The sequence below is a fragment of the Pseudoxanthomonas sp. G3 genome (genome assembly GCF_057654715.1).
Window position 1 is genome coordinate 3489227 of record NZ_CM172805.1, and the last position, 21490, is coordinate 3510716.

Genomic DNA, 21490 nt, shown 5'->3' on the forward strand with positions numbered 1-21490 from the left:
GCTGCAGCCCACCTTGCGCGATCGGTATCAGCGCGATTCGGTGATGCCGAGGATCTTGCCGCTGGGGTTGATCGTGAACACGACGGTCTTGCCGTCCCGGAAGTAGGTCCACTTCTCGCCGATCTGGCCGCCGTAGTCGTTCTGGATCGGCGTGACGAGGTCCGGCTTGCCGGCTACCTCCACCAGCTTGCCGATGCTGTCGCCATCAGTGACGACGCGGTTGCCGAAGGTGTAGCTGTCTGCCAATGCGGCGCTGCTGGCCAGCAGCAGGGCGATCACGAGTGCGGTCTTGCGCATGACGTCTCCTTTCCTTGGGTGGACGAGGGGACCTCGGCCGACGGCGACGCGGCCCCAAGCCAAGTGTACCTTGCATGTGAGACGGGGCCCAGCCGCTGGCACCCCTCTGCCTTAGCCTCGGGAACGGAGTGTGTGGCGGCGTGATCGGCGCTCAAGGCGCCGGCACGACCTTGGCCGCCGGTTCGCGCACCGCATTCCAGTTGAACAGGAAGCCGCGATGTTCGGCCCAGGTCTGTCCGCTGGCGGTGTCGCCCGTCAGGCAGACCGCGGTGTGGTACGGGCCCACACCGTCGGTGGTGCGGAAGCTGGCACACAGGCGGCCGCGGCTTTCCTTCCAGCGCCCGGCTTCGATCGTGCTGTTGTAGAAGCTGCCGGTCACCGTGCCGTCCGCGTTGAGCGTCAGCTGCATGGGCTGCGTGTAGGGCGTGTCGGGCTTCGTGGACAGGTCCACGCGCCAGGTGCCATCCAGGGGCGTGGCACGGGCGAACGCGGAAGCGGCGAGCAGCAGAACAAGCGCGAGGGCGCGGCGCATGGGAGATCCTGAGAGTGGATGCCGGCGGGATTGCGTCTTCTTCCTACGACGGCCGGCGCGGCATCGGATGCGCATGATCCACAGAGCGCCACACGATCCGCCTGCACACCGATCCCGGCGCCTGCGTCGCCCAGCACCTCCGCCCGTCTGCAACCGGCGAGCGGAGGCGTCATGCAGGGTGCGCCCGGGTGCGCTGCGCGTATCCGGGCTACGCGATCATGACGCTCAGGCGCCCAGCAGTTCGACGTCGAACTTCAGGGTGGCGTGGGGCGGAATGACACCGCCGGCGCCGCGGGCGCCATAGCCCAGGTTCGCCGGGATGATGAGGGTGCGCTGGCCGCCGACCTTCATGCCCTGCACGCCTTCGTCCCAGCCCTGGATGACCATGCCCTCGCCGAGGGCGAAGATGAAGGGTTCGCCGCGGTCCTTGCTGGAGTCGAACTTGGCGCCCTGTTGGCCGTTGTCGTACAGCCAGCCGGTGTAGTGCACCACGACGTTGCGGCCGGACTTGGCTTCGGCGCCGCTGCCGACGAGGGTGTCTTCGAATTGCAGGCCGGAGGCGGTGGTGGTGAAGGCCATGAGGTTTCCTTGTCGTGATAGGGAATGTCGTGGCGCGTAGTTTATCGCGCGCGCCCTACTGCGACAGGTAGGTTTCGGCGAAGTACGACCTGATGAAATCCTCGGCATGCGCCTTGCCGAGGTCGGGCGCCTCCTTGCGGAATTCGGCGTACGCCTTTGCGTAGGCGTCGGTCTTGCGGAAGGCCGCGAACTTCCTTTCCCTGTAGGTCTCGAACTCGGCGCCGGTCATCGAGAGGTGCTCGACGACCTTGCCGGCGTGCACGCGGAAGACCTGGTAGTGGTCGAAGGAGGAGCCGTACCCCATGTGCACATAGCGCGTCATCTTGCCGTCGGGGACGATCAGTGCGCCGGTGTACCAGTCGGCGAAGACCTCGGCCGCGCCGGGGTACAGGTCGCCGGTGATGCTCTTGCGCATGTCATCGTGCTCGTCCTTGGGATTGACGACGGCGATGCTGACGTCCTTCAGGAACAGCTTGCCGCCCTTGATCTCCCACGTCGCGAGGTAGCCCCGCCAGTTGGCCGAGGAGATCAACGCCTCCTTGGGTGGAGTCCACTGCTTCTTCTGAAGCTGGGTTTCCAGAGGGTTGGTGTTGAGCGCGAATTCCTTGCCGTCCACGATCAACAGATCGGACAGTTGCGCGGTGGCTCTGACGGCGGGCGCGAGGGTCATGGCTAGGCACAGCATCACGACGTTGGCGAAGAATCGCATGGCGCCTCCGGACGGTTCGGGTGAGCCTTCATGCTACACAAGGATCGCCACCGTGGGCCTTGGCCCACCGTGCACGCGCCTACCGCCTGCCCCGCATGAACGCCAGCATCGCTTCGAACACCGGGTGCAGGCGCGCGGCCTCGTCGGTGAGTTCGTATTCCACACGCGGGGGGATTTCCGGATAGAGGGTGCGGCGCACCAGCCCGTCGCTTTCCAGTTCACGCAGCTGCGCGGTCAGCATGTGCTGGGTGACGCCGGGAATGGCGCGGCGCAGTTCGTTGAAACGGTGCATGCGCTGGTGCAGCAGCCACAGGATTTCCAGCTTCCATTTGCCACCGAAGATGGCCACGGCCTTCCGGATGTCGCCGTGCACTTCATCGATGTTGTCGGCGATGCCGGCGCATACGTGGTCAGTATGGTTTTGCATACCTGGTACTCAAATCAATCCTTCTTGTTGGCACGACTATACGCCACTAGATTTTCGCGACGCGGTGGCAGCGGCGTCACGAAGACGTTCGACATGCGGCCGCACTTCCTTCCCCGCAAGGCACTTGCCCCATGAAGATCCTGCATATCGATTCCAGCATTACCGGCGACCATTCGGTCAGCCGCACGTTGACCGCGGCGGTGGTCGAACGCCTGGTCGCGCTCAACCCGGACGCCGACGTCACCTACCGCGACCTCGCCGCCCAACCGCTGCCGCAGGCATCCGGCCCGTTGCTGGCCGTCGCGGCGGGCGCCGACGTACCCATGCAGGATAGTGCGCTGCAGGCGGAGGTTTCCGTGGTGAACCGCGTGCTGGACGAGGTGCTGGCGGCGGATGTCATCGTCATCGGCGCACCGATGTACAACTTCAGCGTGCCCAGCCAGTTGAAAGCGTGGCTGGATGCGATTGCGGTGCCGGGCAAGACGTTTCGCTACGACGCACAGGGCGTGCAGGGCTTGCTGGGCGAGAAGCGCGTGGTCATCGCATCCGCGCGCGGCAATGTCTACGCGGCGGGCTCGCCGGTCGCGGCGTACGAGCACCACGAGTCCTACCTACGCAGTTTCCTGGACTTCCTCGGCGTAACCCGCATCGAAGTCGTGCGTGCCGAAGGCGTCAAACTCAGCCCGGACCACGCACGGGACGCGGTGGCCGGTGCATTGGCACAGGCGGCCCAACTGAAAGCGGCGTGATGGCCGTGCAGCATGGATATTCGCGCGGCACTCGGGACGCGTAGCCGCTCAGGCCGCATAGCCCGATGCGCAACCCGCGCGCCCGGAAGAAAAAAAGGCGAGCCGAAGCTCGCCTTTTTTCTTCTGCATGAGGCGACGCTCACGCTGCCGCTTCGGGTTCCTGCCGGCGCCTGCGGTCGAAGCGTGCGCCCAGGGATTGGCGCAGGGCGTCCAGGCCTTCGCCGCGGCCGGCGACTTTCAGCAGGGCATAGCCTTCCAGCGAGGCGACCATCAGGTCGCTACCGAGCGCCATCTCGCTGTCGACCATGCGCTCGTACAGGCGTTGCACGCGTGAGAGGCGCGGGCGCAGGGCGTCCAGCGCCGCCAGGTCGGCGCGATAGGCGTCCACGTCGAAGTTGCGCGGCAGCACCTGTGCGTTTTCGGACAGCACGGTCACGGCCTGGCGGCAGAAGGCTTCGGACTTCTTGCCCATCTTGGTGAGCTCGCGGCGTTCGTCGGGGCTCAGGCCGATGAGATCGGTCAGTTGGCCCTCCAGTCCGGCGAGGAGGCTATCGAGGGTGTTCAGTCGTTCGACGTCCCACTGCAGGGCGATGCGGTTCTGGCTCATGGTCACTCCTTGATCCACGTTGGGAATACCGGCCGGGATGGCCGGCCCTGGCAGGCTAACGCGCGCGGCGCGCGATTGCCTCTCACATTTGCGGTGTGAGGCGTGCGGCATGCAGGGCGTCGACGGGGAGCGACGGGGTGTTATGTGCGATCGATGGCGCTCTGCGTGTGAGCGATGGGGCTCTACGTGTGAGCGATGGGGCTCTGAACGTGATGTGCCGGGCTCAGTGTGAGACAGATGGCTTTCGGAACGCCATCGATGGCCTTCCGAGTGTGATCTCTGGGGCTCGTTGTGTGAGGTGCGGAGCTCGTTGTGTGATGTCCGGAGCTCGGAGGGCCATCGATGGCCTTCGGAGTGTGAGGTGCGGGGCTCAATGTGAGACAGATGGCTTTCCGAGTGCCATCGATGGGGCTCAATGTGAGAGAGATGGGGCTTGGAGGGCCATCTTGGGCCCATCGGGACTGCGCCACGAGTTGGCTAGCCCGATCCCACCTGCTCGCCCGACACCTTGCGGAACGCGCGGTCCAGCGCCGCACTGACTTCGTACGCCAGCACGCGCTCGTGTTCGCAGTGCGACATCAGCCTGTCCAGCATGTGCGCCAGCGCATCCTCGCGATCACTGGCATGGGCGCCCCACACGCGGTGCTGGATCTCGTTGAGCCATTTGAGCGCATTGAGTTGGGATGCCGGGTCCGCTGTCTTGTCGGACCCGATGATGCGGCCCACGAGGGTGAGCTCCTGCCAAAGCTGGATGCAGAACGCCTTGGCGTTGGGCCCGGAGAGAGCGATGACCTTATCTCTCATGTCGGTCTCCTGTTTTCCTGTGGGTAGGGTGGCCTCGTTCACCGTCCGGATCGCGGCGCCCCACCCTAAGTACCTAAGCTCGCGTCGCGGAGAACCATCGCCGGCTCGCGGGGAGGAGCAGTGCGACGGCGGCGGCGATACGCAACAGAGAGGCGAGGTAGGCCTCCCAATGCGCGATCGAAACGCCACGCCAGATCATACGAGCGAAGACGAACGCCACGACCGCCGTGGTCAGCACCACCCATGCCCTCGCCCACCGTTTGCGTCGCCACAATGCGAACGCCATCAGCGCCGTGTAGATGCCGAGCGCTGTCATGGTGGGCATGAACAGTTCGGACGTGGACAGGGGGGTGCCGATGAGCGGCACCACGTCAAAGACGTAGCTGAGCAGGTAGCACGCCAAGGCCGCGATCATCGTCCGCGGCATGTGCGTGGGCACGCGGTCGGTCGTCAGCAACGAAGCGTGCGGCGCTTCGTAGGGGTTGGGGGTGAGATTCATTCTGCTGGGGCTCCTGATCCGAATTTCGTTTATTCGTGCGGCAGGCGCCAGTCATGAACACGTAGAAATCGTAGGGCGGGTCTTGGCCCACCACCTACTGACTCAGAGCAGCGCCGCTCGGGTGCTGCACCGGAACGTGCCGTCGTCCGCCTTGCTTATCGGGCGACAGGTTTCCATGCGTGTGACCGTTGAGCGCGGGACGACTTCGGTCTTCTCGCTCGTCAACAAGACGCACATCTCGCTGCCGCATTGCATAACCAGTGCCGAGCGAGCGGTCTCGGCTGTGGTGTAGGCCAGCACCCAATTCCGTTCCAGCGTCGCGATCTGCGCCAGCGCGACACGCTCCTTTTCGGCGTCCGCCCTCGCCCTCGCTGCTGATGGCTTCACGCCGACGTAGATCAGGCCAACGACGAACAGGAACATGACGAGAAAGCTCAGGACACCGGCGTTGGCGGTGTCCACTGCTGTGTCGATCGAGCGCGCCAGCGCGCGGTGCCGCGGTGCGACCCTTCCCTGCCTACGCAGCTTTGCCTTGAACGCTCTGAACTTCCTGTTTGCCCCGAACAGCATCGGCATCGCCAGGACGCGCAGCACCATCAGGGTGATCACAATAGGAACAATCACCCAGGTGATGATTGCAACCCACGTGGTGCTTCCCATGATGAAGTGAATGAGCACCAACGAGCCCGAACGGAGGTAGTCCGCTCCCGTGTAGCCCAGCAGCTCATCGGCGATACCGAACTCTGACCAGAAGGTGTCCAGATAGGCCCATCCTGCGAAGTACAGCGCGGGCACCCCCACGATGGTGAGCTTGGTGGCCAGCTCGATCAGTTGCAGGGTCTTGGACCCGATACTTCCCAGTACGCCCATCCCCGACGCTCCTTGCGGCTATCCCCTTACTCAGAACTATCGCATCCCACCATCACGGCACCGACGCAGGCGGCATCTCGATGCCATAGCCCGCATAACGCTCGGCGACGCCCGGCTCAAGGCTCAGGCCTTTTTCGATATCGGCCTGGGCGGTGGCGTCGTTGGTGAGGGCCTTGGCGCGGCCGCGCATGTAGTACGACGACGCGCCCTTGGGGTTGAGCGAGAGCGAGGTGGTGTAGGCGGCGATGGCGCTGGCGGCGTCGCCGCTACGGAAATGCACGAAGCCGAGGCTGTTGTGGTTGTTGCCGTCTTCGGGCTCCATGCGCACGGCGGCTTCGCAGTCTTGCCGGGCCAGGTCCAGTTCCCGGCCCAGGACGGCGCGCGCCCAGCAGCGGCCGTTGCGGGTGGCGGCTTCGTCGTTGCCCAGCTCGATGGCGCGGGTGAAGTCCTGGATGGCCCGCTCCTGCTTGCCGACATCCGAATAGGCCTTGCCGCGGTTCTGGAGGGTGATGGCGTCGTTGGGGTCCAGTTCGAGTGCGCGAGTGAAGTCGGTGATCGCGGAGGCCATGTCGCCCATCGTGCCGCGGGCGATGCCGCGGGTCGCGAAGCTGACCGCCTGTGTGTCGTCCAGGCGGATGGATTCGTCGAGGTCGGCGATGGCCGCGGCCATGTCCTGCTTCTCCATGGCGGCCCGGCCGCGCGAGTAATACACGTAGACGCGTGCTTCCTTGCGCATGGTCTTGTCGTCGAGCAGGCGGTCGCAGGCGGCGATGGCAACGTCGGGTTGCGTCCGGTCGCCGCAGATCTCCATCTGGGCTTCCTTGTCGGCGTTCACGAGGTTGCAGCCGGCCAGCAGCAGGACGGTGCCGATCAGAAGGTGTCGCATACGTTCCCCCGCCTTGTGATGAGTGCGGCGTCCCTGCCCTCGTGTGCCGGACATCCCCGGACATGCCGCTGTGTTCCCGCATCGTACGGGTTGGCGCGCGGCGGCGACAGCGCCCTCCCCGTGCGCGAGGTCAGGCGGTCACGGCCGCGACGATGCGGTCGGCGGTGTAGGCCAGGAAACGCGTAGCCGGGTAAGGCCGAAGGCCGCACCCGGGGCTCGGACGGGTTACGTGGCAGGCACACCCCGTGCGCTGCGCGTGCCCACGCGACGGGATGCGCATCCGCAACGCAGGTGAGGCGGGGTACGATGCGCCAAGGGGACGCCCGGCTCGTCACGGCGCTGCGCAAGCGCGCGGAGAAGGGCCGCATTGTTTCGACGGTCTGCGGAGAATCGGGATGAAGATCCTGCTGCATGTAGTGCTGTTGGGGCTGGCTCTGCTGGCGCCGGTCCACGCCCGCGCGGACGACGCCGCGCCTTCGGTCCAGGCGCAACTGGTGCCGTTGCTGGACGAATTGCTATCGGCGGCGAATGCGCACGATACGGACCGGTTCATGGCGCTCTATGTGCGCGGCGATGCGTTGGTGGTGCAGTTCGACGACCAGACGCTGCGCGGCTGGCAGACGGTGCGGGACCAGCAGGACGAATGGTGGGCCGGCGGCACGTCGGACGCGGTGTACCGCTACCGCGCTGCGCCGGTCATCACCGTGATCGCGCCGGATGTGGTCAGCACGCTGCAGTCGATGGAGGTGGCCAGCACGATGCCCGATGGCAAGAAGGGGAACGTGCGGGTGGTGGCCACGTCGGTCTGGCGGAAGCTGCCGGAAGGGTGGCGCATCGTGGTGGCACACGAATCGTTGATTCCGTAACGCGCGCACGGACGGCGGCCGCGAAGGCATCCTGGTGCGCTGTGCCTGCGCTTCGGTGGGGATGCGGTGCGATGGCGGGCGCGAGTCCGCCCGACGGCATCAGGGTGTGACGGCCGCGACGATGCGGTCGGCGGTGTCGGCCAGGTGGGTGAAGCAGTGGGCCAGGCCGGTGCGGGGGAGGACGAGGCTGTCGGGGTGTTGGTGTTCGGGGATGCTGAGCTGGGCCAGCAGATGCAGGTGGTCGCGCAGCGCCTGCAGTTCGGCGTGGGCCTCGGTGGGCAGGTGGTAGCCGGGGTCGGTGGGCGTTGCGTGCTTCATGGCGAATCCTTCCGCGTGCGGGGTGCAAGGCGTACCTGCGGGCGCGGCATGCGCCCGCAGGGTGTCGGGAGGTTCGAAGCCGAGTACAGACGGCCGGGCGTATTTCCCCGAAGGGTGTTCTATTCCGCCACCCTCCCGACGCAGAACAGATTGCGTCGGAAGCGCCCGGTGCCTTGGGCATGAAAAACCCACCAAGTTGTCGTAGGTGGGTACCGCTGTACTTCGGAGATTCGACGCTCCTTGGAGGCAAGTTTGCGTCAGGGATGGCGGGGTGTCTATTTACATTTCAGAGGCATAAGCCGGCCTTCGCCCCAAGACCTTTGGAGACCCAAGGGTTCGGACCCTATGTGCGATAGTATCGTCGGAGGGAGTGGGGCATGCCGGCGACGCGTCGATCGACAAATCGTTTGCAATCGACTACTTTGTCTCAAGGCAGCAGGAGGTCGAGTATGACGCCGTTGAAGGTTGTTGACCTATTCGCAGGCGTTGGCGGACTCAGCCTCGGAGCAGCGAGAGCTGGCTTTAACGTAGCTGCCGCGGTGGAATGGGACCGTTTGGCTTCCCAGTACCACGCTATCAACTTCCCAAACTCAAATCACCTCTTGCGGGACGTGGGAACACTCACAGGTTCCGATCTTCATGAGGCAGCAGGCCTCAGAACGCTCGAGTCGTTTGGCCTAATCGGGGGCCCACCATGTCAAGGCTTCAGCGACATTGGTCATAAGAACGAAGATGACCCACGCAATGACTTCTTGGTTCACTTCTTCAGACTCGTCGCAGAAGCGCGTCCAGCATTCTTTGTAGCCGAGAACGTACAAGGACTTCTGAAGGAGAGAAACAAGAAGATTCTTGAGCGCGCCCTTGCGCTTGTGCCAAGCGACTATGTTTGCCTGTCTCCACTCCTCGTTAGAGCTTCCGATTATGGCGCTCCTACAACGCGCACCCGAGTTTTCTTAATTGGGTATCTGCCTACAGAAGTGGATGAACTCAATGCGCAAGACTTTGAGCCTAAGCAAGTCACGGACACGCGCGTTGGAACTGCCCTCAGAGGACTTCCCAAGCTGCGAGAGAATTGGAGCACCGAAGAACAGGGTTGGCGAGCCGTGGGCACTATGGAGGCCGGATGGTTCTCCGAACATCTCCTCGGCAATATTCCGGCCGGGGTTGGTGACTCAGCATCTATATCGCGGCTAGAGCGGCGATCTGAGGTATCTGGATTCCTTGGAACCGTGCACACAGCCGAAACCAAGGCCAGATTCAGGCTGATAAAGCCGGGAGAGCGTGATGCTTCGTCCAAGAGTGTCAGGCTTCGCAAAGATGGTTACTGCCCGACACTGCGCGCCGGGACCGGCCCCGAGCGCGGCAGCCATCAAGCCTTACGTCCAATCCACCCTTCGGCCCATCGTGTGATCGCCCCTCGCGAGGCCGCACGACTGCAGGGATTCCCTGACTGGTTCCAGTTTCATCCGACGAAGTGGCATTCGTTTCGTCAGATCGGAAACAGCGTTAGCCCCATAGCAGCTCAGAAGATACTCAGCGTCATAAATTCAAAAGGCCTAGGAAACAGGAGCGTTTCATGAATATGGCTTCGGATGCTGGAATTGAAGACAAGGTAATCAAAGTCGTTGCAACCAAAGATTTCTTCGTAACCATGATCACCCGTGACATCTCATTGCGGGACTGCATTTTCGATCTTCTCGACAACGCCGTAGATGGCGCGAGGCGAACACCGAGTGATGACGTTGACAAACCGTTTGAAGGGTACGAAGTTCAGCTAACGCTGGGTGCCGACCGATTCTCGATCCGCGACAACTGCGGGGGGATACGCCTAGCAGATGCCATCGATCATGCGTTCTATTTCGGCAAGAGGAAAGGTGCAGACCTTGATGTTCCCGGAGGCATAGGCCTGTACGGCATAGGCATGAAGCGAGCCATATTCAAGATTGGTCGCCATTGCGTTGTCACCAGCCATGCGGATGACGGGTCGTTCGAAGTGGTGATTGATGTACCTACATGGGAAGCTGCTGAATCTTGGGATTTTGAGTACAACTCTGTGGAAGCGAAACTTCCCAAAGGCGCAACTATCGAGGTGACCAACCTCCTCCCCGGCATCGGGGAACTCCTCAGTGATCGGGGCTATATCAATGAACTAGTGGCCGCGTTAGCGCGCGACTACGCATTCTTTCTAGCGAAGGGTTTAGTTGTGCGGGTTAACGACGCAATTGTTCCAACCCTTGACTACAAGCTCAAGCAGTCGCGAGAGATCGCTCCACACGTTGAAGCGTACGAAGATCAGGGTGTTTCCGTTCGAATTCTTGCCGGATTCGCTGAAGACATACCTATTGAAGTGCCCGACGAAATTCGCCCAGGGACCGTCGCGAACTCCGGCTGGTTTGTCGTCTGCAACGATCGAGTAGTGCTTGCGGCAGACAAATCTAGTAAGACTGTGTGGGGAAACGATTTCCCGCAGTGGCATCCACAGTATGGCGGATTTGCGGGGTACATATTTTTTCATTCAGACGACCAACGAGTCCTTCCTTGGACGACCACGAAGCGAGAGCTAGACACTGCATCGCAGCTCTACCGCCGCGCCCTCGTCCGCATGAAGAACATTACTCGTCAGTTTATTGAGTACTCCAATAGGCGGAAGGCAGACCTCGAGGCCTTGAGAAGAATTGAAGACACGGTCCAGCGTGTCGACCTGAAGGTGCTTAGGCAGTTAGAACCCCAAGCCATGCGACTTCCTAACATTGAGGTCGTCGCGGGGCCTGATCTGGTAACGATTGCCTACAAACGAGAGCGTTCCGAGCTCGACGAGATACGACGAGCCACCGGCAACATCGCGATGACCAACAAAGACATCGGCATTTTCACCTTTGAGTTCTATCAGAAGGTGGAGCTTGGGAAATGAGCGGATCTTTCAAGCTATTCGATTACCTCCTAAGAACTAATAAAGCAATCGAGCGCAAGCTTGTTTTTGACGTACTGCATGCCGCCAAGCAAAAGGTAAGTTTTGACAATCACTGGTACCTTGGCTTTGGCTCGATGTGGTTCGGCGACTTCCGACTAGCACACAAAGTGCTCGACATAGACTCCATGGTCTCGATCGAGAAGGCGCAGTACGCAGAGCGCGCTCGATTCAACAGACCATTTTCCGGAGTTTCAGTACTCGGCGGTCACAGCACCAATGTACTTAAAGAGCAAGTTGAAGCCGCCAAATGGGAGAACCCTTTCGTAGCATGGCTGGATTACGACGGCACGATCGACGATTCCGTCGTCGAGGACATTCGTGTGCTTGCGGAGAAGGCAGCACTCAATTCTGTCGTCGTACTGACAGTGAACGCCAACCGCAGGTTCTATAGACCACAACAGCCTGGTTCTCCAATTAAAACAACAATTGGAACTGTGGCGCACTTCCTAGGGTCGGCGGCTATATCCGCCAGCTACATTGCCGCACTTGAGGAGAATCGCGCGTCGAATGACCTCAACGACATTTCATTCCCGCCATTCTTGGCAGACGCACTGACAGCACACCTGTCACATGCAGTTGACTCGCAAGCTCGACGACATGGCGATGAGCTGATCGTCTTCGAACCTCTTTTCCTGCTTCATCATAGAGATAACGCTGACATGGTCACGGTGGGAGGAGCGCTTACTACGATCAAATCTCGACACCTCTGGCGCGACGCCAGGACAACGCGCAAGGTGCTTTGCGACCCCTCTGGGAAGCCATCCTTCCGCTCGATTGCCCTGCCGCCGATAACTCTGAAAGAGAAGATTGCGCTGGATGAGAATCTACCTGCGGCAGCGGACGCAGGAGTGTTCTTCAACTCAGTGCGGGCGCACGGGATACGATTGGATGCTTCGGACGTGGAGACTTATCGAACATTCTATCGACAGTTCCCAGTGTTCGTAGAGAGTAGTCTCTAGTGGCTACGCGGCGCTGGGCCTGGCGCACGCAATGTCGATACGCGAAGTGGCTCCCAATTGAAATCGACCATTGCTGAAGGCAAAAAGCCCGCCTTATTGGCGGGCTTCTTTACGTATGGCTATCGCGGGTAGAGGAAGCTAGCTCGGACCCGCTAACCGCATTTCGAATAACCACAGTTCAGGCACGTCGCACACCCGTCCATGATGACGAGAGCCTTGGTGCTGCACTTGTGGCACAGGGTCGCAGAGGGCGGGAAGCTGGCGCCGTCGCCGGTGACGGCGATGTCTTCCGAAGAACCGGGCGTGACGGCAGAAGCGCCCTCATCCGCCCTTCGGGCACCTTCTCCCGCCGGGGCGGGAGAAGGAACAACGCTTACGTCAGAGTTTTTTTTTGCGCGGTCTTCGTACTGCTTGCGCTTCTCGGCCAGGATGGCGCGCTGGTGCGCGCTCATTTCCGGGTCGTGGATCAAGCCGATGGACTTCATGTGCTCTTCCACGATGGCGCCCAGCTCGGCGACCAGCGACGGCATGTACACGCCACCGGCCTTGAAGTAACCCCCGCGCGGGTCGAACACCGCCTTCATCTCGTCCACCAGGAACGTCACGTCGCCGCCCTTGCGGAACACGGCCGACATGATGCGCGTCAGCGCGACGATCCACTGGAAGTGCTCCATGGACTTGCTGTTGACGAAGATCTCGAACGGACGGCGCAGCTCGTGCTCCGTGCCGGCGTTCAACACGATGTCGTTGATGGTCACGTACATGGCGTGCTCCACCAGCGGCGACTTGATCTTGTAGGTGCTGCCGATGAGGACTTCCGGGCGCTCGATGCGCTCGTGCATCTGGATGATGTTGTCCTGCGGCACTTCCTTTTCCACCGTCTCGCGCGGCACCGACGCCGTCGGAATCGCGGCTGCGGCTTCGCGCGCCTTGTCTTCCGGGGTGAGCACGCTGTAGCCCTTGATTTTCTTGTCGATCTTGACGGCCATGACGGGGGAATCCTGTTCTTGTCTTGTTGTGGGTGACGATGACGGGCGGAGCGATGGCCTTCCGGGCCGGCTCCCGCCCCAACCCTCCCCCGGACCCGGGGGAGGTGGGGTGAAGCATCAGGTCTTACTTACGGGCCGCTTTGCGTACTGCTTTCTTGGCGGCTTTCTTCGGGGCTTTCTTCACGGCCTTCTTGGCCGCTTTCTTCGGGGCGGCTTTCTTCGCCGCCTTCTTCGCGGGCGCCTTGCGGGCGACCTTCTTCACGGCTTTCTTGGCGGCCTTCTTGGCCGGCGCCTTCTTGGCCGCGGCCTTCTTGGCGACTTTCTTCACCGCCTTCTTGGCCGTGGCCTTCTTGGCGGCCTTCTTCGCGGTCTTCTTGGTGGCCTTCTTGGCGGTCTTCTTGCCGGTCACCTTCTTCTGCAGGCTGGCGGCCTCGGCCTTGGCGGCGGTGCTGGCGGCGGCCAGCTTCTTCTTCGCCTTGGCCACGGTCTTCTTCACCGCCTTGGCCGCCTTGTCGGTGCGCTTGGCCACGGCCTTCTTCGCCTTGGCGATGTCGGCGGTCACCGTCTTGCGCGCCTTCTTGGCCGCTTTCTTGGCCTTGGCGACGGTCTCGCTGGCGGTGGACGCCACCGCTTCGCCGATGCCCGCCACGGTTTCCTTCACGCTCTCGGCGGCGCCGGAGAGCGTCGCCGTGACACCATTACCGTTGCTCATGTTGCCCTCCTTGTGGGCGAGGTTTGTGACGCAGCCGATGCTATACCTGATAACGCGGGGTGGAGCGGTGAAGCGGATGAACTGGTGGTTCAAGTTTGCTGTTCCCTTCTCCCCGCCAGCGGGGAGAAGGTGGCCGAAGGCCGGATGAGGGGCCGCTTTTCGCTGGGAGCAAACGCAACTCGCTGCGCTCGCTCCCCCTCTCCCGCCCCTTCGGGGCACCCTCTCCCGCGAGGGGAGAGGGGTAACGCAGTGCTTTTTCCCTTTGCTCCTCCCCTGATGGAAGGGGGAGGCGTACTGCTTTGCTCTTCCCTTCTCCCCTTGTGGGAGAAGGTGGCCGAAGGCCGGATGAGGGGACGCTTTTCGCTGGGAGCAAAGGCAACTCGCTGCGCTCGCTCCCCCTCTCCCGCCCCTTCGGGGCACCCTCTCCCGCGAGGGGAGAGGGGTAAAGCAGGCATTACTGAGGGGTTGCCTCAGAACTTGCCGTAATAGCCTTCCTTCAACGCGTCGAACAGGTTGGCGGCGGTGTGCATTTCGCCGTCGTACTCGATTTGCTCGTTGCCCTTGACCTCGATGACGTTGCCGTCTTCCAGCTCGAAGCGGTAGGTGGTGTTCTCCAGGTCGGCTTCCTTGACCAGCACGCCCTGGAAGGCGGCCGGGTTGAAGCGGAACGTGGTGCAGCCCTTCAGACCCTGCTGGTGGGCGTAGCGGTAGATGTCCTTGAACTGCTCGTACGGGTAGTCCGTGGGCACGTTGGCGGTCTTGGAGATGGAGCTATCCACCCACTTCTGCGCGGCGGCCTGCACGTCCACGTGCTCCTTCGGGCTGATGTCGTCGGCGGCGATGAAGTAGTCGGGCAGCTTGGCGTCCGGGTCGTCCGAGAACGGCATGGCCTTGGGGTTGACCAGCTCGCGGTAGGCCAGCAGCTCGTAGGAGTAGACGTCCACCTTCTCCTTCGACTTCTTGCCTTCGCGGATCACGTTGCGGCTGTAGTGGTGCGCGAACGAGGGCTCGATGCCGTTGGAGGCGTTGTTGGCCAGCGACAGGCTGATGGTGCCGGTGGGCGCGATGGAGCTGTGGTGGGTGAAGCGGCTGCCGACTTCGGCCAGCTCGTCCACCAGGTCCGGCGCGACTTCGGCCACGCGCTGCATGTAGCGGCTGTACTTGGCGTGCAGCACCTTGCCGGGGATTTCCTGGCCGACCTTCCAGCCGTCCTTCGCCATTTCCGGGCGCTGGCGCAGCATGGCGGCGGTGACGGTGAACAGTTCGTCCATGATCGGCGCCGGACCTTTCTCCTTCGCCAGGGCCAGGCCCATTTCCCAACCGGCCACGGCCATCTCGCGGGCGATGGCTTCGGTGAACTCGCAGGATTCGGCGCTGCCGTACTTGTGCTTGAGCATGGTCAGCGTGCTGCCCAGGCCCAGGAAGCCCATGCCGTGGCGACGCTTGCGCAGGATCTCCGCCTGCTGCTGCGGCAGCGGCAGGCCGTTCACTTCGACCACGTTGTCGAGCATGCGGGTGAACACGCGCACGACTTCCTTGTATTCCTCCCAGTCGAAACGGGCCTGATCGGTGAAGGGATCACGCACGAAGGTGGTCAGGTTGACCGAGCCCAGCAGGCAGGCGCCGTAGGGCGGCAGCGGCTGCTCGCCGCAGGGGTTGGTGGCGCGGATGGTCTCGCACCACCAGTTGTTGTTCATCTCGTTGACGCGGTCGATCAGGATGAAGCCCGGTTCGGCGTAGTCATACGTGGACACCATGATCATGTCCCACAGGTGCCGCGCGCGGATGTGGCCGTAGATCTTGCAGGCCACCAGGCCGTCGTCGCGGACGATGTAGTTCTTGTGGGTGGGCCACTCGCGCCAGACGACCTGGCTGGCGTCTTCCACGTCGATGTCGCCCTTCTCCTTGATGTTCACCGGGAACACCAGCGGCCAGTCGGCGTCGGTATCCACGGCCTGCATGAAGCCGTCGGTGATCAGCAGCGAGAGGTTGAACTGGCGCAGACGACCGTCTTCGCGCTTGGCGCGGATGAAGTCCTTCACGTCCGGGTGCGAGATCTCGAACGTGCCCATCTGCGCGCCGCGGCGGCCGCCGGCGCTGGAGACGGTGAAGCACATCTTGTCGTAGATATCCATGAAGGACATCGGGCCGGAGGTGTAGGCACCGGCGCCGGCGACGAAGGCGCCCTTGGGGCGCAGGGTGCTGAACTCGTAGCCGATGCCGCAGCCGGCCTTCAGGGTCAGGCCCGCTTCGTGGACCTTCTCCAGGATGCCGTCCATCGAATCCTCGATGGTGCCGGAGACGGTGCAGTTGATCGTGCTGGTGGCCGGCTTGTGCTGCTGGGCGCCGGCGTTGGAGGTGATGCGGCCGGCCGGGATGGCACCACGGCGCAGCGCCCACACGAAGCGCTCGTACCAGTAGGCCCGCTTCTCGGGGGTGGCTTCGGCATCGGCCAGGGCGCGGGCCACGCGCTGGTAGGTGCCATCGATGTCGGCGTCCAGGGCCTCGCCCTGCTTGGTCTTCAGCCGGTACTTCTTGTCCCAGATGTCCTGGGACGCCGGTTGCATGGGGATCAGGGTGGGCTGTTCCGTCTTGACCGCCTCGAGGCGCACCGTACTCATGGTTCTGTTGTTCTCCTAAAAACGACTGGTACCCGATATGGCTGTGGCGGGTGGGCGGCAGGCCCACCCCCGGAATCTCAACGCGGACCCGGACGACGGGGACGGCGACGCGGGCAGCCGCTCAGGAGGCGCCGCCCAGGTTGCCGGATTGTGGACATGGGCCGTACCACCGACCTTGAAATCGCCGTGTCGCCCACTGCTTCCCTCGCCCTCATGCGCCAATCCCCAAAGGCGCCCGAATTCCCAAGCAAAACCGCCTGAAAACACCATCGCTTGGGTCCGCTCCGTGCTGGACCGCAACATATTGTGTCCGCACGAGGCATGCAAACTACCCCTGGGTGTGACCCCTGTCAACCGGATTGACATGAAGATTGCATGACGCCGCGCGACCGTTCGTCATCACGCGCCGGAGCCGGCGCGACGGCCTTGGCGGCTGAACTTCATTGCCGGTTTAGGGGTCTCTCAGCAGACTCATTCAGGTTCGCCGCCCGCTCCGCGGATCCCGGCGCCCTCCTTCCTTATCTGATGCGACGACCCGCCGACCGCCCATGAAGAACGCGATGCGCCCGCTCCCCACCCTGCTCGCCCTGACCGTCGCCGCCGCCTTCGGCGGTTTCGCCGCCACCGGCTTGAACGAACTGCTCCAGCAGCCGGCCCAGGCCGCGCCCAGCGCCGCCGCGGCGGTGCCGGCCGCCGCCGCCCTGCCCACCGCCGTCGACGGCCAGGCGCTGCCCTCGCTGGCGCCGATGCTCAAGCGGGTCACCCCGGCGGTGGTCAGCGTGTACAGCCGGCAGACCGTGCGCGTGGCCAGCCCGCTGGGGCCGTTCGGCGACGACCCGGTGTTCCGGCGGATCTTCGGCATCCCGGACATGCCGCGCGAGCGGGTGGAACGCGCGCTGGGCTCGGGCGTGATCGTCGATGCCGCGCGCGGCTACGTGCTGACCAACCACCACGTGGTGGAGAACGCCGACGGGGTGTCGGTCACCCTCAGCGACGGGCGCCAGGTGGAAGCCGAGTTCATCGGCTCGGATCCGGACACCGACGTGGCCCTGATCCGCATCCCCACCCAGGGCCTGACCGCGGTGCAGATGGCCAACAGCGACCAGCTGCAGGTGGGCGATTTCGTGGTGGCGATGGGCAACCCCTACGGCCTGGGCCAGACGGTGACCTCGGGCATCGTCTCGGCGGTGGGCCGCAGCGGCATCCCGGTGGCCGGCTACCAGAACTTCATCCAGACCGATGCCTCGATCAATCCGGGCAACTCGGGCGGTGCGCTGGTCGACCTGCAGGGCCGGCTGGTCGGCATCAACACCGCCAGCTTCAACCCGCGCGGCAGCATGGCCGGCAACATCGGCCTGGGCTTCGCGATCCCGATCAACATGGCGCGCGGGATCATGGAGCAGCTGATCGCCAACAACGGCGTGGTCCGGCGCGGCACTTTCGGCGTGGAAGCGCAGGACGTGGACGAGCGCACCGCGCGCGGCCTGGGCCTGGACGCGCCGCGCGGCGCGCTGGTCACGCGCGTGTATCCCGGCTCGGCCGCGGCCGCTGCCGGCCTGCAGCCCGGCGACGTGGTCACCGCCGCCAACGGCCAGCGCATCGACAACCGCGCGGCCCTGCACAACTTCGAGGGCTTGCAGCCGGTGGGCACGCGGGTAGCACTGGACGTGCGCCGCGACGGCAAGCCGTTGCAGCTCACCGCGGCGCTGAAGGAAGGCGCGCGCTCGGCCGAGGGCGCGACGATCGACGCCCGCCTGACCGGTGCGACGCTGAAGGAACTGGACGAATCCGCGCGCCAGCAACTGCGCGGCATGGGCGCCAACGGCGGCGTGCAGGTCAGCAACGTGGCGCGCGACAGCCGGGCCTGGAACAACGGCCTGCGACCGGGCGATGTGATCGTGGGCAGCAGCAGCGGCGAGTTCGGCGACCTGCCGGGCTTCCGCGCCAGCTTCGAGCGCAAGCCGGCGCAGCTGGTGCTGGACGTGCTGCGCGGCCGCCGCGTGGCGCGGGCGCTGATGCAGTGAACTGAGGCAGGAGTGAGTGGAGAGGAGTGAGGAGTGAGTACCTTGCCCGGCTACCCCGCTCACTCCTCACTCCTCACTTCTCCCCACTCACTCCTCACTCCTCACTCCCAAGCCACCTAACAGCCCGTTCACTGCCGTGCATTAGAGTGGCTCCATCCCCCGCCTGCAGGAGCACCACGATGACGATGCCTACGAATACCGATGCGCTGAAGTCCAACCTGGGTGAAGCCGGGTCCCACCTCGCCTCGGCGGCTGCCGCCGCGGGCGAGGCGATCAAGGGCGCCGCCAGCGCCGCTGGCGACGAGTTGCGGCTGGGCAAGGCGCAGGTGAAAGCCGAACTGGCCGACAGCGCGCTGTCGGGCATCGCCGCGGCGGAAGCCGGCGGCGGCGCCGCGCGCGAGCAGGTGGACGCGCTGATGGACAAGGGCCGCGACCTGATCGACAGCGCGGCGGACCTGATCCGCGAACGTCCGCTGGCCTCGTTCGGCGTGGCCTTCGCGGCCGGCTGGATCATCGCCAAGCTGGCACGCAGCGGCGGCGACAAGTAAGCCTGCCGCGTGTCCGACGCGCCCCGCGACACCGACGCACCCGACCCGCCCGACCTCGCCGAGACCCTGAAGGTCGTCGGCGCGGCGGGCCGTGCCGCGTACGGCTCGGCGAAAGGCACCGGCCGCGCGCTGCGCGGGCTGGTGTCGGCCGACTTCGCGCTGGCCCGCAGCGCCTTCGGCCGTGGCCTGGCCTGGGCGGGCGTGGCGATCGTGTTCGGCGCCTCGGCCTGGCTGCTGGTGACCGGCGCGCTGATCGCGCTGATGCAGCGCTTCGGCTACTCCTGGTTCCAGTCGTTGTCGGTGGCGGCGCTGCTGAGCATCGCCGTCACCGCGCTCGCGGTGTGGAAGGTGGGGCGCTACTTCGATTACACCGGCATGCACGCGACGCGGCGCCAGCTGTCCAGGCTGGGCCTGTTCGACGAGGACGAGGCGATCGACGACGATGCGCCCCCTGCCGGCAGCGCGCACGACCCGCGCGCGGCCGATCACGGAGGCGCGTGATGCGCTTCGAACAACTCCTGCAGCATGTGCAGCGCGCGGAGCAGCGGGTGGAACTGCGGGTGACGCACACGCAGACGCAGTGGGCCACGCTGAAGCACGCGTGGCGCGAAGGCTGGACGCCCGGACGCATCGTGATCGCCGGCCTGGTCTCCGGCTTCCTCGCCGGGCGTGCGGAGCCGCTGAAGGCGATGACCGGCGCCCGCTGGATGCAGATGTTCAGCGCCGTCTCCAGCCTGCTGGCCACCGCGCAGGCGGCCGCCGCCGCGCAACAGGCCGAACAGGCGGCCGACACCGCGCAGGACGTGCAGGACCAGGCCGAGGGCGTGGTCGAAGCCGAAGAACCGCGGGTTGACGAGGCATTCGAGGAAGACGTGATCGTCACCACCGCGCCTCGCCCCGCCGAAGCCGCCACCGAGCTATCCGAGCGCTGAAGGAAACCCCACTCTGTGGGAGCGACGTAAGTCGCGAGCTTTTCCATGCGGCATGCGCGCACCGCCTTGTGCTCGGATGAACGCGCCTAGGCACCCAACCCTCGGCACGCGTCGCGACTCACGTCGCTCCCACAGGATTGGCCGCACAATCGCGCCTTCCTTACGGCCGCGACCCGTCCATGAGCACAGCTGCTCCCTCCGACACCCTGCCCACCCCGGTCACGCCTACGCCGCCGCCCACACGCCCGCGCGCATCCGTGCCGCTGCTGGTCCTGGCCACGCTGGCCGTGGGCTACACGTTGTGGGCGGCGCAGGAGGTCCTGCTGCCGGTGCTGCTGGCGATGTTCTTCGCCCTGGTCGGCAACCCGATCATCCGCGTGCTGCGGCGGCTCTACGTGCCGCGCTTCGTCGGCGCCCTGATCGTGTTGCTCGGCGGCATGGCGATGGCCGGGCTGCTGGCGCAGAAGATGCTGCCCTCGGCGATGGACTGGGCGCAGCAGGCGCCACGCGAGATGCGCCAGCTGGCGCCCAAGCTGCGCGAGCTGACCAAACCGGTGCAGGACGCCAACAAGGCCGCCGAGAGCTTCGCCCGCGCCGCCGCCGGCACCCAGAACGCGAAGTCGCCGCAGGTCGTGCAGACCACGCCGGACGATCCCTACCGCAAGCTGCTGGCCACGCCCCGCGTGCTGGCCTCGTTGCTGGCGGTGGTGCTGCTGACGTTCTTCTTCATGGTCTACGGGGAGAACCTGCAGCGCAACGCGATCGCGCTGCTGCCGGGGCGGCAGCAGAAGAAGTTCACCGTGGACATCCTGCACTCGATCGAGCGCGAGGTGTCGCGCTACGTGCTGACGATCAGCGTGATCAACACGGTGGTGGGCTTCGTGTTCGCCGGCGTGCTGTACCTGTTGGGGCTGCCGCTGGCCGAGGCGCTGCTGTGGGGCACGATGGCGGCGCTGCTGAATTTCGCGCCGTACGTGGGGCCGCTGATCGGGATGGCGGCGATGCTGCTGGTGGGCTTCATCAGTTTCGAGGAGCCGTTCCAGTCAATGCTGCCGGCGATCGCCTACCTGGTGCTGCACACGATCGAGGGGCAGATCGTCACGCCGATCATCCTGGGCAAGCGGATGGCGCTGTCGCCGTTGGTGCTGATCCTGGCGCTGATGGTGTTCGGGTGGTTGTGGGGGATCATCGGGTTGTTGTTGGCGGTGCCGCTGCTGGTGTGCGTGAAGCTGGTGCTGGCGCGGGTGGAAGGGATGGAGGGATGGGCGCGGTTGTTGGAGTGATCGAAGCCCGTTTGAGCCCCTCTCCCATCGGGAGAGGGGTTGGGGTGAGGGGCAACGAAGTCCGTATTCACCGCGCACTCGCTCTGGTACGACGCCCGCGATGGATGGGTTTCATGGCCTGTCGGGATCGGCCTTCTTTTGTTGAGGCATGGCGCCGCTCGCCGCGGGGCCTCCTTTCTTTGCTTGTGCAAAGAAAGGAGCAAAGAAACACACCCCAGGCGGCACGCCCTCCGCGCTTTGCGCTCCGGGTTCGCGAGCGCGCCGGGAATTTTCGTAAGGCACATCCCTGTGCCATACGAAAACGCCGC

At 64.3% G+C, this 21490-nt stretch carries 24 protein-coding genes; 10 read left to right on the forward strand and 14 right to left on the reverse strand.

The window, feature by feature from the left end:
* Window positions 1-27: 27 nt before the first annotated feature.
* From AC23D6_RS16820 to AC23D6_RS16840, 5 genes are all read right to left on the reverse strand, one after another.
* On the reverse strand, window positions 28-297 hold the full coding sequence (locus AC23D6_RS16820; RefSeq protein ID WP_487750351.1) for a DUF2845 domain-containing protein: 270 nt from the start codon (window positions 295-297) through the stop codon (window positions 28-30).
* A gap of 151 nt (window positions 298-448) precedes the next feature.
* A complete protein-coding gene (locus AC23D6_RS16825) occupies window positions 449-829 on the reverse strand; it encodes a hypothetical protein (RefSeq protein ID WP_487750352.1) in 381 nt (126 codons plus the stop codon).
* 225 nt (window positions 830-1054) lie between these two features.
* On the reverse strand, window positions 1055-1408 hold the full coding sequence (locus AC23D6_RS16830; RefSeq protein ID WP_487750353.1) for an FKBP-type peptidyl-prolyl cis-trans isomerase: 354 nt from the start codon (window positions 1406-1408) through the stop codon (window positions 1055-1057).
* Between the two features lie 55 nt (window positions 1409-1463).
* Window positions 1464-2117 carry a hypothetical protein gene (locus AC23D6_RS16835; protein ID WP_487750354.1) on the reverse strand — a complete coding sequence of 218 codons (654 nt, stop codon included), beginning with the start codon at window positions 2115-2117 and terminating at the stop codon, window positions 1464-1466.
* Between the two features lie 79 nt (window positions 2118-2196).
* On the reverse strand, window positions 2197-2544 hold the full coding sequence (locus AC23D6_RS16840; RefSeq protein ID WP_487750355.1) for a winged helix-turn-helix transcriptional regulator: 348 nt from the start codon (window positions 2542-2544) through the stop codon (window positions 2197-2199).
* A gap of 131 nt (window positions 2545-2675) precedes the next feature.
* Between AC23D6_RS16840 and AC23D6_RS16845 the strand changes: the two genes are divergently transcribed.
* Entirely contained in the window at window positions 2676-3293 is a 618-nt protein-coding gene (locus AC23D6_RS16845; RefSeq protein WP_487750356.1) for an FMN-dependent NADH-azoreductase, read from the forward strand.
* 139 nt (window positions 3294-3432) lie between these two features.
* Here the strand turns inward: AC23D6_RS16845 and AC23D6_RS16850 are convergent, their stop codons facing one another.
* The 5 genes from AC23D6_RS16850 to AC23D6_RS16870 all read right to left on the reverse strand — a co-directional run bounded on the left by AC23D6_RS16850 (window position 3433) and on the right by AC23D6_RS16870 (window position 6959).
* Entirely contained in the window at window positions 3433-3900 is a 468-nt protein-coding gene (locus tag AC23D6_RS16850; protein ID WP_487750357.1) for a hypothetical protein, read from the reverse strand.
* A 477-nt stretch (window positions 3901-4377) separates the two neighbouring features.
* Window positions 4378-4704: a hypothetical protein gene (locus AC23D6_RS16855; protein ID WP_487750358.1), complete on the reverse strand. Its 327-nt coding sequence runs from the start codon at window positions 4702-4704 to the stop codon at window positions 4378-4380.
* 73 nt (window positions 4705-4777) lie between these two features.
* A complete protein-coding gene (locus AC23D6_RS16860) occupies window positions 4778-5203 on the reverse strand; it encodes a hypothetical protein (protein WP_487750359.1) in 426 nt (141 codons plus the stop codon).
* Window positions 5204-5305: 102 nt separating this feature from the next.
* Window positions 5306-6073: a hypothetical protein gene (locus AC23D6_RS16865; RefSeq protein WP_487750360.1), complete on the reverse strand. Its 768-nt coding sequence runs from the start codon at window positions 6071-6073 to the stop codon at window positions 5306-5308.
* A 52-nt stretch (window positions 6074-6125) separates the two neighbouring features.
* Window positions 6126-6959, reverse strand: a complete 834-nt coding sequence (locus AC23D6_RS16870; RefSeq protein WP_487750361.1) for a tetratricopeptide repeat protein — start codon at window positions 6957-6959, stop codon at window positions 6126-6128.
* 395 nt (window positions 6960-7354) lie between these two features.
* Between AC23D6_RS16870 and AC23D6_RS16875 the strand changes: the two genes are divergently transcribed.
* A complete protein-coding gene (locus tag AC23D6_RS16875) occupies window positions 7355-7825 on the forward strand; it encodes a YybH family protein (RefSeq protein ID WP_487750362.1) in 471 nt (156 codons plus the stop codon).
* A 99-nt stretch (window positions 7826-7924) separates the two neighbouring features.
* Here AC23D6_RS16875 and AC23D6_RS16880 read toward each other — a convergent pair whose 3' ends face one another.
* Window positions 7925-8143: an XAC0095 family protein gene (locus AC23D6_RS16880; RefSeq protein ID WP_487750363.1), complete on the reverse strand. Its 219-nt coding sequence runs from the start codon at window positions 8141-8143 to the stop codon at window positions 7925-7927.
* A gap of 449 nt (window positions 8144-8592) precedes the next feature.
* Between AC23D6_RS16880 and AC23D6_RS16885 the strand changes: the two genes are divergently transcribed.
* The 3 genes from AC23D6_RS16885 to AC23D6_RS16895 are packed head-to-tail and all read left to right on the forward strand — an operon-like array spanning window position 8593 to window position 12073.
* Window positions 8593-9723, forward strand: coding sequence for a DNA cytosine methyltransferase (locus AC23D6_RS16885; protein WP_487750364.1), 1131 nt, complete (start codon window positions 8593-8595; stop codon window positions 9721-9723).
* Window positions 9720-11054 (forward strand): ATP-binding protein, encoded by a 1335-nt coding sequence (locus AC23D6_RS16890; RefSeq protein ID WP_487750365.1) that lies wholly within the window; start codon window positions 9720-9722, stop codon window positions 11052-11054. The genes AC23D6_RS16885 and AC23D6_RS16890 overlap by 4 nt, the downstream gene beginning before the upstream one ends.
* On the forward strand, window positions 11051-12073 hold the full coding sequence (locus tag AC23D6_RS16895) for an O-methyltransferase (RefSeq protein WP_487750366.1): 1023 nt from the start codon (window positions 11051-11053) through the stop codon (window positions 12071-12073). The genes AC23D6_RS16890 and AC23D6_RS16895 overlap by 4 nt, the downstream gene beginning before the upstream one ends.
* 152 nt (window positions 12074-12225) lie before the next feature.
* Here the strand turns inward: AC23D6_RS16895 and AC23D6_RS16900 are convergent, their stop codons facing one another.
* From AC23D6_RS16900 to AC23D6_RS16910, 3 genes are all read right to left on the reverse strand, one after another.
* Window positions 12226-13062 (reverse strand): TSCPD domain-containing protein, encoded by an 837-nt coding sequence (locus AC23D6_RS16900; RefSeq protein ID WP_487750367.1) that lies wholly within the window; start codon window positions 13060-13062, stop codon window positions 12226-12228.
* A 124-nt stretch (window positions 13063-13186) separates the two neighbouring features.
* The gene (locus AC23D6_RS16905) at window positions 13187-13774 is read right to left on the reverse strand and encodes a hypothetical protein (protein WP_487750368.1); all 588 of its coding nucleotides are present in this window, start codon (window positions 13772-13774) and stop codon (window positions 13187-13189) included.
* Between the two features lie 470 nt (window positions 13775-14244).
* The gene (locus tag AC23D6_RS16910; protein WP_487750369.1) at window positions 14245-16395 is read right to left on the reverse strand and encodes an adenosylcobalamin-dependent ribonucleoside-diphosphate reductase; all 2151 of its coding nucleotides are present in this window, start codon (window positions 16393-16395) and stop codon (window positions 14245-14247) included.
* 560 nt (window positions 16396-16955) lie between these two features.
* Between AC23D6_RS16910 and AC23D6_RS16915 the strand changes: the two genes are divergently transcribed.
* The 5 genes from AC23D6_RS16915 to AC23D6_RS16935 all read left to right on the forward strand — a co-directional run bounded on the left by AC23D6_RS16915 (window position 16956) and on the right by AC23D6_RS16935 (window position 21182).
* The gene (locus AC23D6_RS16915; RefSeq protein ID WP_487750370.1) at window positions 16956-18419 is read left to right on the forward strand and encodes a Do family serine endopeptidase; all 1464 of its coding nucleotides are present in this window, start codon (window positions 16956-16958) and stop codon (window positions 18417-18419) included.
* Between the two features lie 185 nt (window positions 18420-18604).
* Window positions 18605-18967, forward strand: coding sequence for a hypothetical protein (locus AC23D6_RS16920; protein ID WP_487752670.1), 363 nt, complete (start codon window positions 18605-18607; stop codon window positions 18965-18967).
* A 9-nt stretch (window positions 18968-18976) separates the two neighbouring features.
* Window positions 18977-19468: a phage holin family protein gene (locus AC23D6_RS16925; protein WP_487750371.1), complete on the forward strand. Its 492-nt coding sequence runs from the start codon at window positions 18977-18979 to the stop codon at window positions 19466-19468.
* On the forward strand, window positions 19468-19899 hold the full coding sequence (locus tag AC23D6_RS16930) for a hypothetical protein (protein ID WP_487750372.1): 432 nt from the start codon (window positions 19468-19470) through the stop codon (window positions 19897-19899). The genes AC23D6_RS16925 and AC23D6_RS16930 overlap by 1 nt, the downstream gene beginning before the upstream one ends.
* A gap of 179 nt (window positions 19900-20078) precedes the next feature.
* Entirely contained in the window at window positions 20079-21182 is a 1104-nt protein-coding gene (locus AC23D6_RS16935; protein WP_487750373.1) for an AI-2E family transporter, read from the forward strand.
* The last annotated feature ends 308 nt before the right edge of the window (window positions 21183-21490 follow it).

What these genes read in the sequence shown, in the direction of transcription:
- AC23D6_RS16855 (WP_487750358.1), bottom strand. Translation starts at nt 4,704, where the DNA reads ATGAGAGATAAGGTCATCGCTCTCTCCGGGCCCAACGCCAAGGCGTTC.
- AC23D6_RS16830 (WP_487750353.1), bottom strand. Translation starts at nt 1,408, where the DNA reads ATGGCCTTCACCACCACCGCCTCCGGCCTGCAATTCGAAGACACCCTC.
- AC23D6_RS16870 (WP_487750361.1), bottom strand. Translation starts at nt 6,959, where the DNA reads ATGCGACACCTTCTGATCGGCACCGTCCTGCTGCTGGCCGGCTGCAAC.
- AC23D6_RS16885 (WP_487750364.1), top strand. Translation starts at nt 8,593, where the DNA reads ATGACGCCGTTGAAGGTTGTTGACCTATTCGCAGGCGTTGGCGGACTC.
- AC23D6_RS16910 (WP_487750369.1), bottom strand. Translation starts at nt 16,395, where the DNA reads ATGAGTACGGTGCGCCTCGAGGCGGTCAAGACGGAACAGCCCACCCTG.
- AC23D6_RS16915 (WP_487750370.1), top strand. Translation starts at nt 16,956, where the DNA reads ATGCGCCCGCTCCCCACCCTGCTCGCCCTGACCGTCGCCGCCGCCTTC.
- AC23D6_RS16835 (WP_487750354.1), bottom strand. Translation starts at nt 2,117, where the DNA reads ATGCGATTCTTCGCCAACGTCGTGATGCTGTGCCTAGCCATGACCCTC.
- AC23D6_RS16820 (WP_487750351.1), bottom strand. Translation starts at nt 297, where the DNA reads ATGCGCAAGACCGCACTCGTGATCGCCCTGCTGCTGGCCAGCAGCGCC.
- AC23D6_RS16880 (WP_487750363.1), bottom strand. Translation starts at nt 8,143, where the DNA reads ATGAAGCACGCAACGCCCACCGACCCCGGCTACCACCTGCCCACCGAG.
- AC23D6_RS16825 (WP_487750352.1), bottom strand. Translation starts at nt 829, where the DNA reads ATGCGCCGCGCCCTCGCGCTTGTTCTGCTGCTCGCCGCTTCCGCGTTC.
- AC23D6_RS16860 (WP_487750359.1), bottom strand. Translation starts at nt 5,203, where the DNA reads ATGAATCTCACCCCCAACCCCTACGAAGCGCCGCACGCTTCGTTGCTG.
- AC23D6_RS16905 (WP_487750368.1), bottom strand. Translation starts at nt 13,774, where the DNA reads ATGAGCAACGGTAATGGTGTCACGGCGACGCTCTCCGGCGCCGCCGAG.
- AC23D6_RS16895 (WP_487750366.1), top strand. Translation starts at nt 11,051, where the DNA reads ATGAGCGGATCTTTCAAGCTATTCGATTACCTCCTAAGAACTAATAAA.
- AC23D6_RS16865 (WP_487750360.1), bottom strand. Translation starts at nt 6,073, where the DNA reads ATGGGCGTACTGGGAAGTATCGGGTCCAAGACCCTGCAACTGATCGAG.
- AC23D6_RS16890 (WP_487750365.1), top strand. Translation starts at nt 9,720, where the DNA reads ATGAATATGGCTTCGGATGCTGGAATTGAAGACAAGGTAATCAAAGTC.
- AC23D6_RS16840 (WP_487750355.1), bottom strand. Translation starts at nt 2,544, where the DNA reads ATGCAAAACCATACTGACCACGTATGCGCCGGCATCGCCGACAACATC.
- AC23D6_RS16900 (WP_487750367.1), bottom strand. Translation starts at nt 13,062, where the DNA reads ATGGCCGTCAAGATCGACAAGAAAATCAAGGGCTACAGCGTGCTCACC.
- AC23D6_RS16850 (WP_487750357.1), bottom strand. Translation starts at nt 3,900, where the DNA reads ATGAGCCAGAACCGCATCGCCCTGCAGTGGGACGTCGAACGACTGAAC.
- AC23D6_RS16920 (WP_487752670.1), top strand. Translation starts at nt 18,605, where the DNA reads ATGCCTACGAATACCGATGCGCTGAAGTCCAACCTGGGTGAAGCCGGG.
- AC23D6_RS16875 (WP_487750362.1), top strand. Translation starts at nt 7,355, where the DNA reads ATGAAGATCCTGCTGCATGTAGTGCTGTTGGGGCTGGCTCTGCTGGCG.
- AC23D6_RS16845 (WP_487750356.1), top strand. Translation starts at nt 2,676, where the DNA reads ATGAAGATCCTGCATATCGATTCCAGCATTACCGGCGACCATTCGGTC.
- AC23D6_RS16935 (WP_487750373.1), top strand. Translation starts at nt 20,079, where the DNA reads ATGAGCACAGCTGCTCCCTCCGACACCCTGCCCACCCCGGTCACGCCT.
- AC23D6_RS16930 (WP_487750372.1), top strand. Translation starts at nt 19,468, where the DNA reads ATGCGCTTCGAACAACTCCTGCAGCATGTGCAGCGCGCGGAGCAGCGG.